The sequence below is a fragment of the Winogradskya humida genome, assembly GCF_016862215.1.
In the GTDB taxonomy this organism is placed as follows: domain Bacteria; phylum Actinomycetota; class Actinomycetes; order Mycobacteriales; family Micromonosporaceae; genus Actinoplanes; species Actinoplanes humidus.
Map to the genome: position 1 here is coordinate 71,963 of NZ_BOMN01000040.1, position 12,593 is coordinate 84,555.

A 12,593-nucleotide genomic window follows, 5' to 3' on the forward strand; every position below is an offset into this window, starting at 1 on the left:
TGAAGCTGCGCCCAAGAGGGGCTGAAGAGGGGCTTTACTGCTTGATGCAGCAGCCGACGCAGACCTTGGGCTTCGGCAGGGTGAAGGCCAGGCAGCATGTCTTGCGCTGGACCTCGAGCCGGCCGGTGCGGTTGGGGACCAGCTCGATCAGGTCCTCGACGCCCAGGGCGGTCAGCAGGGTGGCGATGTTCTCGGCCGACGATCCCGCCATCACGTCGGCCGACCGCAGCACCGCGTAGGCGATGCCCGAGGCCAGCGAGCCGAGCAGCGTGCGCTTGCCCAGCCGGACCCTGCCGTGGATCGCGTCCAGGATCGGCGTCAGGTGCTCGTCGAGCAGTGAGCGGCGGAGCTCCTCCAGCAGAGCGGCTTCGTCGGCGACGACGCGCACCTGAGGCAGGCCGCTGACGGCCAGGGTGTCCGACGGCAGGACCGCGACGGTGATGTCCGGATGCATGCCGAGAGTGATCAGCGGACGCGGGTCGTTGAAGTGCATCAGCGCGCTCGTGCCGGTCAGCAACGGCACCCGGCGGGCCGAGGCCCACCCCAGAACCGCCGGAAGAGCGAGCCAATAGGTGTACGCCTTCCATGCCAGCGCCGCGGCGGCGTGCGGCTGTGCCTGCCAGCGCCGGCCCGACGAGGTCAGCAACGTGTCGAGCGAACCGGCGGCGAGATCGGCCGTGGGAATCCATCCGGCGGTGTCCCGCACCACAAGATCGGGTGCGAGGCCGGGCAGCTCGGTCGAGGTGCCGAACATTGCACGCAGAGTGGCGGTGACGGGCGCGAGGGGCTGCGTGGCATACGCGGAGTGATCGGCCAGTGCACGATCGAGCGCGATTGTCACCGATGATCACCAACCTCTCGCTGCTGGTATGCCTCACACAGGACCGGTCAGCGGGCGACCGCTGAGGTGACCCACCGTACTCCTCTAAGGCTAGCCTAACCATGCCCAGCGACAGAGCGTTTGCGGGGTGTTCGGAACAAATACCCCCAGCAAGGGTGACCTAACGCAGCGCTGCCTGCCGATCGGATTCGTCAAGGGGTCTGTCGGCAACGCGCTACAAGACCCATCCGGACGCCCGAAGACATGGACACTGAGTTTCCTGTCGCAAAGGGGACATCCGTGATGACCACCTCGCCCGTCGAGAGGGCCGCCGACCAGTTCGTGACGGCGCTCGCTCAGTGGCGGGTCGAGCGCGGAATGACGAAGAAGCAGCTCGCCGCCCGCATGGGTTTCGACCCCTCCTACGTCAGCCATGTCGAAGGGCGCAGGCACAAGCCGACCGAGGACTTCGCCCGGCGAGCGGAGGCCGTTCTGGCCGCCGGTGGCGTCATCTGGCAGAGATTCCAGGAGTACGACGAGCTTCGGCACGCCCGTGGCCCGGTGCTGCACCGTGACCCTCCGGTGCCGGTCCAGTGGATGCCGCCGGGCACCGGTCTCATCGTCGAGCAGGAGATCGCCGAGCTCACCTATGTCAACGGCGCCTATCGCTGCCGGATCCGCCGGGCTCTCTACAACGCCGGCGTCGAACCGGTCACCCGCTACCTGGTCAAGATCGCGGTGGACCGCTACCCGCACGACCCCGCGGGCTCCAACCGGCACCACCGGCGGCACCCGCTCAGCTTCGAGGAGATGGACCTGAAGGCGGTCGCGGGCGAGGGCGACGCCGCGGAGCCGATGCAGTGGCGGCTCAAGCTCGACCGGGACGCCTCCAAGGAGGTCTGGCTGCTCTTCGCGAACGACCACGGGCAGTTCCCCCTCTACCCGGGGGAACGGACGACCATCGACTACGCGTATTCGGTGGGCGAGGAGAAATGGGGGCAGTGGTTCCAGCGCGCCGTACGCCTCCCCACCCGCAACCTGACCGTCCGGCTCGACTTCCCCGTCGAGTTCGAGCCGCAGGTCTGGGGCGTCGAGACCTCGCTCGCCGCCGAGGTCCCCGTGCGTACGCCCCTCGAGCGCCACAACGACGATCACCGCGCGGTCTTCGAGTGGTCGACCGACGCCCCGCTGCTCAACGCCCGATACCGCCTCGAGTGGCGGTTCCGCGGGCAGAACGCACCTCGCAGTGGCGACGAGGGAGCCCCCAAACCGGAGCTGAACGGCCACGACCACGACCACGATCACGACGGCGGTCACGAGCTGAGGGCGAGTCAGCGGATGCGCGGAATCGGCATCGTGCAGCGCGGCGCGGACCTGCTGCGTCAGCGCGCTCGTCACTTCCAGCTACCCCGCGAGGAGCTCGGCGCCCGGGACGCCGTCGCCGTCCTGCGCAGCACCCTGGACCGGCTGGAGGCCGTGCACGACTTCAGCAAGGGCGTCGGACTCTCCGCCCCGCAGATCGGCCTCGCGGTCGCCGCGGCAATCGTGCGCCCGGCCGAGCGCGGTGCCGAGCCTGTTGTCCTGCTCAACCCTCGCGTCGTCGACGAGTCGGGCGAGACCGACGAGCAGTACGAAGGCTGCCTGTCCTTCTTCGACTACCGCGGACTGGTCCTCCGGCCGCTGCGCGTCGACGTGGAGCACGCCCGCTACGACGGCACCCGGATGATCACATCGTTCGAGCGCGCCATGGCCCGCCTGGTCAGCCATGAGATCGACCACCTCGAGGGGCGCCTCTACGTGGACCGCATGGCCCCGGACGCGGCGCTGGTCCCGGTCGAGGAGTACGGCCAGACCGGCCGCCCCTGGAGCTATTAGGTCTGGTTGAACGCGTCGTACCGTATGCGGATCGAGGGGACCTGGAGCTCCGCGAGCGTCTTCAGGGTCGCCTTGACCATCCGGCCGGAGCCCGAGACGAAGAAGTCGTGCTCGTTCCACGGGCCGTATCGGGCGACCACTTCGGAGATGTTGCCCTGCTCCCCGGAGAACGTCGGGTCGTCGCTGCACGCCGTGACCACCGACAGCCACGGGTAGCGGGCGGCGAGGCGGTTGAGTTCGGCCAGGTCGTACAGGTCGTCGCGGTTCTTGGCACCGAAGAAGACATGCACCCAGCGCGTACGGTTATAGCGCGTCAGCTCCTCCAGGAGTGACTTGATCGGGGCGAGCCCGGTGCCGCCCGCCACGAACACCGCGTCCCGGGTCGAGCGCCGATCCAGGTTCATCGAGCCCATCGGCGCCGCGAGGCGGATCATGTCCCCCACCTCCAGCCGCCGGACCAGCGCACTCGAGACCCAGCCGGCCCCCACCGCCCGCACGTGGAACTCCAGCGAGTTGTCCCGGCGCGGCGCGTTGGCCGGTGAGTAGGTGCGCCACAGTCGCGGCTGGAAACGGGGGCACTCCATGCTCAGGTACTGCCCGGCGCGGTACTCGAGCGGCTGCATGGGCATCGCCGTGAAGACCGCGATGTCGTGGGCCCTGCGTTCGTGGGCGGTGACTTCGGCGTACCAGTAGGGCGGGTTGGTGTCTGCCTCGGCGCCGGCCATCATCTTCGCTGCGATCACCGCGTACGCGTCGGCCCATGCCTGGTCGTACTCGACGCCCCATTGCTCCCCGGCGTAATGCCGCATCGCCTCGATCAAGGCGCCACCGATGAGCTCGTAATGCTCTGGTTCCACGTGAAACTTTCGATGATCACGACCCAGCCCCCGCAGGTAGCTGTCGAACCGCTCCGGGTCCTCCAGGGTCTGCACCGCCGTGACGATCGCCCCGAGCAGCCGTGAGCGCTGCACATCCATGTGGACCGGGAAGAGGTCCCGCAGATCGGGATCCGACAGGAAGACGCGGGCATAGAAATACCCGGCGACCTTGTCCTGGTGCTCCTCGACGAGGCTCCAACTCTCCTTGAGCAAGCGTGCGAGGTCTCCCATGCCCCCTAGGGTGGTGAGCGCCAAAGGTTACGCATCGCACCGAACGTGCGACTCTCGTCGCACAATTGCTGACTACCGGCGCGTCGCTTGACCGACAGCCGGCGGCCTAAAGTTGTCGCGTGACGGTGACCCAAGATCGCCCAGTGGCAACCAGGCGCCAGCTCGGCTGGGAGATCGCCATCGTGCTGCTGCTCTCGCTCGGCCAGTCGGCGGTCTACGCGGTCGTCTCCCTGGTGGCAAAACTGACCGCGGGCCGGCCTCTGTCCCAACAGACGGCGACACTGAACCCCTCGCAGTCGGTGCGCCCCTACCTCGACCTGACCTACCAGCTGCTCGGCATCCTCTTCGCCCTCGTGCCGGTGCTCCTGGCCCTCTACCTGCTGACCCGCGACCGCCTCGAGCCAGGACGAACGCTCGGCATCGACTTCCGCAAACCTGGTTCCGACCTTGGCTGGGGCACGTCGCTTGCCGCCGGCATCGGCATCCCCGGCCTCCTTCTTGTGTACGCGGCCGCGAAGCTCGGCCTCAACGCACAGATCATCCCCGCAGCACTGAACCCGGTCTGGTGGGCCATCCCGGTCCTGATCCTCTCCGCGATCCAGAACGCCGTCCTCGAAGAGGTCATCGTGGTCGGCTACCTCGTGACCCGCCTGAAGAACCTCGGCTGGCAGCTGTGGTGGATCGTCGGCGCCAGCGCGGTCCTACGCGGCTCCTACCACCTCTACCAGGGCTTCGGCGCCTTCGTCGGCAACGCGGTCATGGGCGTCATCTTCTCGCTCTTCTTCCTCAAGAAGGGCCGCGTGATGCCACTGATCGTGGCCCACAGCATCCTCGACATCGCCGCCTTCGTCGGCTACACCCTGCTCCCACCGAGCTGGCTCAACTGGCTGTAGCCCCGATAGAACTCCGTCGCCCGCGCAGCACTCGTACGCGCCGCGACCCGGCTGCTCAACGTCGCAGCCAGCAGACTCGTCCCCGGAAAGAACCGATTGACGACCCGCAGCGCAGCCCACCCACCGGCCTGCGCACTGACCATCCGCCCAAGCCGCCACACCGCATCGGTGAGCCCGGTGTTCTCATACGTGTACTCCCGGGCCGCACCCAGAGCGGACACGGCATCCTCCCGGCTGGGATGCACCTTGCTGAGCAACAGCAGATCCACGGCCCGATCCTCGTCAGCGGGATCCAACCCGTAGGCGGCAGCCACGTGCAGGGAGAGCTCGGCATGGGTCAGCGCCGAGGCACCCAACAGAGCGAGCGGCGCATAGGACCCGGCAACCGCGGCAAAGACCCCGGTCACACTGCCAAACCTGGTGAACTGCCGAACGGCCAACCGAGCAACCGCATCCGCCGTCGCAGTCGGATAAGCCCCCCGAACCTGCCGAGCCCAAGCCCCAGCCCGAGGCCCGATCGCCTGCACCGCCGCCAACGCCAGCAACTCCGGCGAATGCCCAGGATCAGCCAATATCCGAGCCCACGCCTCAGTACGCTCCCGACCCCCACCCAAACGCGCGGCGGTCTCAGGCGCGGCGGTCTTGAGTGCGGCGGTCTCAGGCGCGGCGGCCTTGAGCCCGGCGGTCTCAGGCGCGGCGGCCTTGAGCCCGGCGGTCTCAGGCGCGAGGCCTTCGGGTGCGACCGTCTCGGATGCGACAGCTTCGGCGGGGGCGGCTTTGGTTGCTACGGCGTCGGGTGCGACGGCTTTGGTCGCGACAACCTCGGGTGTGACGGTTTCGGGTGCGACGGCTGTTTCGGGTGCGACGGCTTTGGTCGCGACAATGTTGGGCGCGACGGTTTCGGGCACGACAACCTCGGGTGCGACGGGCTTCGGCTCTAGGGCTTCGGTTGCGACCGCCGCGGGTGCGGCCGCTTTGGGCGCGACCGGGGCGGGTGCGGCGGCTTTGGGTGCGACCGGGGTGGGTGCGGCGACCTTCGGCGCGGCGGTCTCGGGTGCGACGACCTTGGCGGGGACGGCCTCAGCGCGGGCGGACGGGGTGTCCGTCAGAGCGGGACGACCGGACGGCAAGGTCGGTTCCACCACGGGGGAGACGACCCCCGGCTCCACCGGGGCCGTGGCCGGGGGTCCGTCCGAAGCTGCCGCCCTGGGAGCCCGCGCCGCCTTCTTCACCGGCTGGTTCTTCACGGGCTGATTCTTAGCCGGCTGATTCTTGGTCGGCTGGCTCCTCCGCGGAGCGGAACTCGGACCGTCCGCCGCCGGTTTGCCAGGAGTCTTCGCAGGCGCCTGGACTTCTCCGGCCTCAGCGGGCGGCGCCGGGGTAACCGGGGCAGCCTTCGCCGAGACGACGGGAGCCTTCTTCGCCGGCGCGCGCTTCCGGGGCCTCGGCGTCACTGCTTCCGGCGCGACAGGCGGCCGTTCCGCGGCCACAGGCGGCCGACCTGGAGTTGCGGGCGCCTGTCCCGGAGTGACGGGCGGCCGTCCCTGGCCGCCGGGGTGCCGTTCCGAGCCGGCTGGCGACTGCCCCGGGGTGACAGGCTGCCGTTCCTGGGCGCCGGGCGAGCGTCCCGGGCCGGCGGGCGGCTGCTCCGGGCCAACGGGCGGCTGCTCCGGGTCGGCGGGTGGCTGCTCCGGGTCGGCGGGCAGCTGCTCTGGGGCGGCGGGGGGCCGTTTCGCGGCGGCGGGTGGGCGGGCCTGGGTGGTGGGTTTCTGCGGAGTCTGATCCGAGGGTGGCCGGAAGGTCACGACGGGTGCTGTCCGGGTGGGCGGCTCGGTAGATTCGGGCTGCTCAGGCGTGCTGAAGGACGGCTTCGGGGCGCGCGGCTGGCGAGGCGGCGGCGGGTTCTCCTCCATGCCGTGCGAGCCTAGCCCCTGAGTCCTGATTCCACCCGCCTGAGCGGATGCCGAGCTGCGGGGCCTACCAGTTTGAACCTCGGTCACCCGGTCCGGTATCCTTGACCCTCGGTGGCCTTCAAGCCGCTGGGGAGACTTCGCCTAGTCTGGTCTATGGCGCCGCACTGCTAATGCGGTTGGGGTTTTATAGCCCCTCCCGGGTTCGAATCCCGGAGTCTCCGCTCGTTCTGAAAAAGCTACATCCGCGCTCATGCGAATGTAGCTTTTGCCATTTCCGGGTGCGGGCGGCGTGTTCCGGCCCAACGCGATCTCGACATACGAGCGACCATCAGCAAGCCCGATCGCGTCCAGCCCCGCGTGGGCCAACGCAACAGCCGCCGCAGGGGAAGCCGGTGTATCGACATCAGCCGGCGTGGTGGCGATGACTCTGCGACTCCCGGATCCAGGACAACGTTCGATCCTCAGAATCGGATCGCGTTGCGCCGCTTCGGCAATGACCGCGTTGAGGTCACCGAGGTCGGCCGTCAGGACGAGCGAGCAGTGCCAGCTGATCTCCGCCTCACCGCGACGGACGAGCCGGAGATCGACGAGCCTGAGATTGACGAGCCTGAGATTGACGAGCCCGAGGGGAAGAGACAGTCATGCCCACCGATCGCCGGGATCCGCCTGAGAGGCCGTACCGCACTGCTCAGGACGGTTCGGCCAGCTTGACGTCGATGCGGGGGAAGAGCGACTCCGGCTTGGTGACGCTGATGCCCGCGACGCCCTGCAGCCAGTCCTTGGCCGGGGGCACGTCCTTGTCGGTGATGCCGAACGTTGCCAGGATGCGAGCGCCGGCACTCGGCAGGAACGGGCCGATGAGATAGCCGAGCTGCTGAACCGCGGCGGCCAGGTGCTGCAACGTGGTGTCGAGCAGTTGCACGTCGGCAGGCTCGGTGGACTTGGCCAGGTGCCAGGGCGAACGCTCGTCGATGTACGCGTTGCTGCGCCGCACCAGATCCCAGATGCGCGTCATCGCCTCGCGGTGGTCGTAGTTCTCCATCGCTGCCGCGGATGCGGTCTCCGATGCCAGGACCTGATCCGCGAGAACCTTCTCCGCCTCGAGAGCCGGGCCGCCTGCGGGAACAACGCCGTCGCGGTAGCGGACCACCATGCTCGTCGCCCGGCTGACCAGGTTTCCGAGACCGTTGGCGAGGTCCGTGTTGTATTTGCCGATCAGGCGTTCCTCGTCGAAGTCGCCGTCGCTGAACGGTGAGAAATCGGCGAGCAACATGTACCGGATCGCGTTGAGGCCGTACTGGTCGATCAGCTCGCGGGGATCCACGCTGTTGCCGAGCGACTTGCTGATCTTGCGTCCGGCGAAGGTGATGTAGCCGTGCACGACGATGTCGGTCGGCAGCGGCACTCCGGCGGAGAGCAGCATCGCCGGCCAGTAGACCGCGTGGAACCGGGTGACACCCTTGCCGACCACGTGGATGCGCTTGTCGGCCTCGTCCCAGTAACGCCGGTAGCGCTCGTCGTCGCGGACGAACCCGAGGCCGTTGACGTAGTTGGTGAGCGCATCGATCCAGACGTACATCACCTGACGGGGGTCTTCCGGGACAGCGATGCCCCAGTCGCGGGCGCGTCCCACCGAACGCGAGATGCTGATGTCGGACAGGCCACCGCGGACGAAGCTGACCACCTCGTTGAGCCGGGTGCCGGGCACCACGGAGATCTCGCCGTTGGTCAATGCCTCCAACAGCCGGTCCTGGTATTTGGAGAGCCGGAAGAAGTAGTTGGCCTCGCTGACCAGATCGGGCACCGTGAAGTGCTCCGGGCATTTGCCGTCGACGAGCTCGGCCTCCGAGTAGAACTGCTCGCAGCCGACGCAGTAGAGACCCTCGTACTCGCGTAGATAGATGTCGCCGTTGGCCTGCATCCGGCGCCAGAACTCGATGGCGCCGGCGATGTGGTCGGCGTCGACACTCGTCCGTACAAAGTGGTCGACGCGCAGGTCAAGGGCGCCGATCAGTCCCTCGAAATGCTTGACATTGTTGTCGACGAGCTCCTTTGTGGACACGCCTGCACGCTCGGCGGCAATGACGTTCTTCAGGCTGTTCTCGTCGGATCCGCTCATGAAGAAAACATCTTCACCAGAACGGGCCATGTGCCTGGCGTAGCTGTCCGCCTCGACGTATTCCAGGGCGTGACCGAGGTGCGGCTTCGCATTCACATAGGGAATTGTGGTGGAGATGAATGAAGTTTTGGGCATCTGTATCCTGACCTTCGCCCGATGCGGACCGGCCGAGCCGGCGTAACCGTATCTTGAGCCCTCTTCTAGCTCCTGACTTGCCGCACGACGGCGGTTTTATCCCACCTGCATGGTGACCCGGGTTCCCGCACTGCGCAATGGAGATATCACCCCGTCAAAAGTTGAACGCGTTCATTCGCAACCCCAGGGTCCGTGCGATCGCGTCGACGGATCAATGAAGTTAGGCGTCGACTTGCCCGCCCGACCAGGAGGAACGGGGCTGTCGCCGACCACAGCCAGCGTCGACGTCCATGTCGGCGAATCGGTGGAGCGACCCCGCCCGACGTGGAATACCCGCGACCTGGACGCTTTGATATCCACCGCAGGAACCGCCATTACGGGCCACCTGGACGACATGTTGCCGTAAGCCGTTGAGCGAGTGCTGAGCGAGCACGTCGTCGGTGCATACCGTCGGCAGCCCCTCCACGCGTACGGCGCCGCGAAAGAAGCCTTGGCCCACCTCGCCGCAGACCCGCTCGCCGACGGCATCCGAGTCGACCGAGTGAGCCCGGCCCGATCTACACGGACCTCCTACGAAGCGCCCCGCCCGCCCCACCGCCCTGATGGCCGCCCACGAGGTCACCGGCGTCATCGCCCGCCTACTCGGCCCCGACTTCGCGCAGGTCAACGGCACTATCACCGACGTACACGGCAGTAGGCTGCCATGACCCCAACCGGCATGCGGCCCGACTCCGCCGACATGCTAGAGTCGTTTCTCGCAGGTCCGGGAAGGCCAAGCCGGGCAGGCAAAGTTCGAAAGTAGTTCGGTAAGCGCCCGTAGCTCAATGGATAGAGCATCTGACTACGGATCAGAAGGTTAGGGGTTCGAGTCCCTTCGGGCGCACCAAACGAAAGCCCTGAGCAGCGGTAACGCTGGTCAGGGCTTCATCTTTGTCTATGTAGTTTTGAACTGTCCCCCGAAAACCCCCCGATAACGCCGGTGGGCGGTCAGATTCGGCGCCTGCCGTCCGTGTGCGTCGGGGTGTCCTGGTGCGGTCCATGATCACGGCGCTTGCGGTCGGGCGTCGTCCAGCCGCCGCATGACAGCGGGCGACCCGGTGGTCCGACGGAAAGAAAATCGGTTGGCGGGGGTGTTGCAGGGCTGCGAGTCCTGAGACGGAGTAACGGTTTCATCATCTCAGCGGCTTGGTCCTGCAGTGGGGTGATAGCCGTAGTCGGCGAGCCAGTTACGGGCGATCTGGAGCTTCTTCGTCGGTGAACAGCGCCGACCAGGGCTCTTGCAGGACAAATGCTTCGACGGTGAGGTCGAGGCGCCGGTAAATGCCGCCGGCGGACTCGCCGGTACATGCAGTCAGTCCGGCTGCGGGCCGCCAAAGCGGGCCAACTCGTCAGGATGTCGAGTCGTAGGCAAACCCGGGCCTGGCTCGTTTGCCTAGGAGGCACCGACTGTACACATGCATCAAATGGACAAACGGGCACGAACGGGTGCAGAAATGAACCCACTAGGGTCGCAAGTGAGTCGAAGCTCTGGGCTTCGAACAGACCCGGCGCTACCGTACGGGTCATAGGTAGTGCACATACGGACAGGACCGGCGCTTCTCGAACCTATGTACGATAGCGTCACGCGGGCGAAGCTGGCCGCTTCATCTCACTGGTGCAGCGTGGTAGAGCTGTGGATAAGTCATGACGTGAAGCCTGAGGTCGGGAGGTGCCATGACGAACAAGCCCAAGGATAGCCACACTTCCGGCCTGCAACCATCGTTGCGGCCGCTCGTGCTGGCTATCTTCGTCGCGGAAGACGGCATCCCTCGCCAACGGTGGGCGTTCGTGTCCCTTGCCGAGGAGCTCTTGCGCGCTAGTAGGCCGAAGGGGTGCATGCACCGCCTGCTGTCCGAGGATCATGATCCTCGGCGAGGATTCTCTCCTGGCGTGCTATCAAACGCGGTTCTAGATCTTATTGCCCATGGCTTGCTAGAGGCGATAGGCACTGGCGACGACGCGAGGGTGCGAGGCTGTGAGGCGCGGCGGTCCGAGGTTGACGCCCACTGGCGATCAGTCTCGTCCTCGGATCAGTCAGCGATCCATTCTGCCCTTCAGCGCTTAGAAGCAAGTTCGGTTGCGCTGTCGAAGATGCGGCGTGCTTCCGGTGCGGTGGGGGAAGGGACGCGTGCGGGTGACCCTACCTTCCGCCACGCCAGGGCCGTTAATTTCCGAGTCGTCAATTCGTAAGTTCCGTCTCGTTTCTTGAGAGACGAGATTTTAATGCGTTTCCTTGGGTGATGCCGAAATGGGGCCTCCCATATCCCCTCGTCTGTCTCTGCCCAATCGATTACTGGAGCCTTAGCGAGAGCGGAAGCAAAGGATCGAGCGTCCGGGTAGCGTTTGGCTGGGTCATGTTCGATAGATTTGCTAATGATCCTCCTGAGAGTCCGATGAACGTAAACGGGTAGCCCGAGATCGGAATCTCGGATGGCCGCCTTGCCTTCGGCTAATCTATCGATATTCGAGCTGAAGGTGTAATCGTCATAGGGGAAAACGCCTGCGACTAGTTCAGTCACGATAAGCCCTGCACCGTAAATATCACTCCGCACCGTCAAGCTTCCGGTATTGAACTCCGGCGGAGCGTAAAGCGTCGGGTTTTGGGCGTTTGGCGCGAAGCCGTTCTCATTGAGCTCTGCGGCAATCCCTAGGTCGGCGACTTTTGCGAGCGAGTGGTCCTCAGTGAGAAGTACATTCCCGCTCTTGACGTCACGGTGAAGAATTCGTTTCACGTCGTGCAGCTCTGACAGGCCCAAAAGCATTTTCTGTCCGATGGCTACGGCTTCAGAAACCTTAAATCGCTCACCACGTAGCAGAGCGTCAGTAATGCTGCCCCGCTTGAAGTAAGGGGTGACGATTTCCACCACGTCGAGCGGTGGCGGATAGCTCGGGATCTTGGCAACGGCCAGGATGTTGACGATATTAGGGTGATTGATGCTTTGAAGGGTTGCAGGCTCAGGAAGAGAACCATCTCTTTCAATTCCTGATAAATCCATGCGCTTGCCGACTCGTTCGACCTTAAGATACTTATCCCACCATAGGCGGACTTCATTAATGCCTTCAGGGAAAGTCTTCAGGCATTCGAACGGAAGCATCAGGGGTCGTTCATTCTCACGGGCGCCCTCGCCGCTCATTATCCACCCACCGCCTTGCCGGAGAACAGGATGGCCGCAGTTGCCGCATGGGCTTCCGCAAGTCCTGCTGCCCAATAAGTGGGCGTCTTGGTGTAGCCGTACTTTAATGAAGGCGTTTCTTCCAATTTATCTGCCGGTTGTCCGACGATGCGCCCGACCGGATCTGTTTTGAACTCCTCGCAAGGAATTGCGAGATGGTGGCACGCAAGATGGATGATCGAGGTGATCGAGATTCGGTCTGTCGCTTGACTATATGACCACTGGTTATTCTTGCGGGTTGCCAGAATTGCGACTGATTCTGGGCTTGAAGCACGCAACTCCTGAGTCACTCGATCATATAGATCGCCAAAGCGTTCCGTTGTTTGCAGCCCAGAGTTCGGTTGAATCCTGGGTGAGCAGACCTTCATTGGCCTGCCGAGCACCGCCTCGTCGACCGGTCCTTCGACGGTCGCTAAGTAGAGGAACCCGGACCTCACGCTTGCTCCTACAACCCGCACGACGTACAGCTTCCTCCATGTCGGACTTGCTCACAAAATGATCTTTGCCTGTTGATCGC

At 65.4% G+C, this 12,593-nt stretch carries 8 protein-coding genes and 2 tRNA genes; 4 read left to right on the forward strand and 6 right to left on the reverse strand.

Features of this window, described 5'->3' with window-relative positions; genetic code table 11:
* Positions 1–34: 34 nt before the first annotated feature.
* Positions 35–754, reverse strand: a complete 720-nt coding sequence (locus tag Ahu01nite_RS16580) for a hypothetical protein (protein WP_203837557.1) — start codon at positions 752–754, stop codon at positions 35–37.
* Positions 755–1,123: 369 nt separating this feature from the next.
* Here Ahu01nite_RS16580 and Ahu01nite_RS16585 point away from each other — a divergent pair, with 369 nt between their 5' ends.
* Complete coding sequence (locus tag Ahu01nite_RS16585; RefSeq protein WP_203837421.1) at positions 1,124–2,695, forward strand: peptide deformylase; 1,572 nt, start codon at positions 1,124–1,126, stop codon at positions 2,693–2,695.
* Here Ahu01nite_RS16585 and Ahu01nite_RS16590 read toward each other — a convergent pair.
* Positions 2,692–3,804: a globin domain-containing protein gene (locus tag Ahu01nite_RS16590; protein WP_203837422.1), complete on the reverse strand. Its 1,113-nt coding sequence runs from the start codon at positions 3,802–3,804 to the stop codon at positions 2,692–2,694. The two genes, Ahu01nite_RS16585 and Ahu01nite_RS16590, sit on opposite strands and share 4 nt — an antisense overlap.
* 119 nt (positions 3,805–3,923) lie before the next feature.
* Here Ahu01nite_RS16590 and Ahu01nite_RS16595 point away from each other — a divergent pair, with 119 nt between their 5' ends.
* Positions 3,924–4,697, forward strand: coding sequence for a CPBP family intramembrane glutamic endopeptidase (locus Ahu01nite_RS16595; RefSeq protein WP_203837423.1), 774 nt, complete (start codon positions 3,924–3,926; stop codon positions 4,695–4,697).
* On the opposite strand, the gene Ahu01nite_RS16600 is transcribed toward Ahu01nite_RS16595, so the two are convergent.
* Positions 4,658–5,944: a hypothetical protein gene (locus Ahu01nite_RS16600; RefSeq protein WP_203837424.1), complete on the reverse strand. Its 1,287-nt coding sequence runs from the start codon at positions 5,942–5,944 to the stop codon at positions 4,658–4,660. The genes Ahu01nite_RS16595 and Ahu01nite_RS16600 overlap by 40 nt on opposite strands.
* Before the next feature lie 796 nt (positions 5,945–6,740).
* On the opposite strand from Ahu01nite_RS16600, the gene Ahu01nite_RS16605 reads away from it, so the two are divergent.
* Positions 6,741–6,831, forward strand: a tRNA-Ser gene (locus Ahu01nite_RS16605).
* 467 nt (positions 6,832–7,298) lie between these two features.
* Here Ahu01nite_RS16605 and Ahu01nite_RS16610 read toward each other — a convergent pair.
* A complete protein-coding gene (locus Ahu01nite_RS16610; protein WP_203837425.1) occupies positions 7,299–8,864 on the reverse strand; it encodes a methionine--tRNA ligase in 1,566 nt (521 codons plus the stop codon).
* A gap of 810 nt (positions 8,865–9,674) precedes the next feature.
* Here Ahu01nite_RS16610 and Ahu01nite_RS16615 point away from each other — a divergent pair.
* A tRNA-Arg gene (locus Ahu01nite_RS16615) sits at positions 9,675–9,750 on the forward strand.
* A 1,207-nt stretch (positions 9,751–10,957) separates the two neighbouring features.
* On the opposite strand, the gene Ahu01nite_RS16620 is transcribed toward Ahu01nite_RS16615, so the two are convergent.
* Both Ahu01nite_RS16620 and Ahu01nite_RS16625 read right to left on the reverse strand, forming a co-directional pair.
* Positions 10,958–11,998 (reverse strand): protein kinase domain-containing protein, encoded by a 1,041-nt coding sequence (locus Ahu01nite_RS16620; RefSeq protein ID WP_203837426.1) that lies wholly within the window; start codon positions 11,996–11,998, stop codon positions 10,958–10,960.
* A gap of 38 nt (positions 11,999–12,036) precedes the next feature.
* Positions 12,037–12,513: a hypothetical protein gene (locus tag Ahu01nite_RS16625; protein WP_203837427.1), complete on the reverse strand. Its 477-nt coding sequence runs from the start codon at positions 12,511–12,513 to the stop codon at positions 12,037–12,039.
* Positions 12,514–12,593: the final 80 nt, after the last annotated feature.